General features: G+C 74.2%; 1 protein-coding gene. It reads right to left on the reverse strand.

Annotated features, from left to right (window positions below; translation table 11 throughout):
• Positions 1 to 265: 265 nt before the first annotated feature.
• A complete protein-coding gene (locus ACFV7Q_RS38890) occupies positions 266 to 1,147 on the reverse strand; it encodes a cellulose-binding protein (RefSeq protein ID WP_385435679.1) in 882 nt (293 codons plus the stop codon).
• Positions 1,148 to 1,339 lie beyond the last annotated feature (192 nt).

A 1,339-nucleotide genomic window follows, 5' to 3' on the forward strand; every position in this document is an offset into this window, starting at 1 on the left:
GTGGTTGGGGGGGTGTGTGGGGGGGCCTTGGGGGTCGGGGGGGTGGGTGGCGGGGTGGGGGTGGGGCGGGGGGGGGGGGGGGGGGGGGGGGGGGGGGGGGGTGCTGTCGGGGGTAGGCATGATTTATGGCCCCTCTGGGATGTGGAGGGCGGGTCAGCGGTGCGGGCCAACACATCACGTTTTTACACCCCGGCCAGCACCCCGCCCCGCCCCCGTCACCGACCCGCACCCCCCGAAACCCCCGAAGTCCCGCTCAGGCCACCGCTCAGCCCTCCGCCGCGGCCCGCCCCGTCAGGGCCGCCAGGCTGGCCCGCACATGGCTCATGTGCGCCCGCATCTCCTCCTCCGCCTCCGCATGCTCGCGCAGCACCCGCTCCGTCTCCCGCCCGATCCGCTCCTCCTGCACCCGCGCCTGCGCGATCAGGTCCGCGGCCTGCGCCTCCGCGTCCTCCTGCCCGTGCCGGGCCGTCTCCTCGGCTTCGGCGTACCCGCGGCGCGCCTCCGCGAGCCGCGCGTCCGCCTGGCGTTCCAGTTCGGCGACCCGTTCCGCCATGTCGGCCTCGCGCCGGGCCATGTCCCGCTGGGCGGCTTCCCACCGCTCGGCCTGTTCCTGTTCCCGCTCCGCGAGCAGTTCGTCGGCCCGCCGCCGCGTTTCGACGAGTGCCGCCTGCGCCTGGGCCCGCCAGGCGGCCGCGTCCTCCCGGGCCTCGCCCAGCAGTTGCTCCGCTTCGCGTTGGGCGGCCTGCACGGCCTGCTGCGCCCGGACTTCGGTCTGCTCACGGACGGCTTCGGCGTCTTGCCGGGCCAGTTCGGCGGATCGTTCGGCGTAGGCTTCGGCTGCGCTCATCGCGTCCGCGGCGTCGGCCCGCGCTTCGCTGCGCAGTGCCTCCGCTTCCTCGATGACCAGCGCGTAGATCCGCCGGGCGCGCTCGGTGAGGTCCTCGTACTGGTGCGGGACGAGGGAGGCGACGGCTTCCCGCAGCCGCTCGGCCTCCGCTTCCATCTGCTTGGCCAGGACGGTCAGTCGCGCCACCCGCTCCCAGGCCTCGTCGCGGCCCGCGAACAGCCGGGCGACGTACCGGTCGACCTGGTCGGTCCGGTAGCCGCGAACTCGTACGATCGCGAAACCCTGTCCGTGAGGGGACATGCGTGCAGCCATCCTGGGAGCGCCTCTCTCGCGGGGATTCCTGTCAAGGATGCGTCATTTGCGGCCAGAAGCCGGAATGGCCGGGCCGGGACCCCGTTCCAGGGTCCCCCCCCCCGCCCCCCAACGCCAAAACACCCGCACCACGACCGACCACACAACAATCGCACCCCACGAGCCACCCCCCCCAGCCGG

The sequence above is a fragment of the Streptomyces sp. NPDC059851 genome (assembly GCF_042732005.1).
GTDB lineage: Bacteria > Actinomycetota > Actinomycetes > Streptomycetales > Streptomycetaceae > Streptomyces.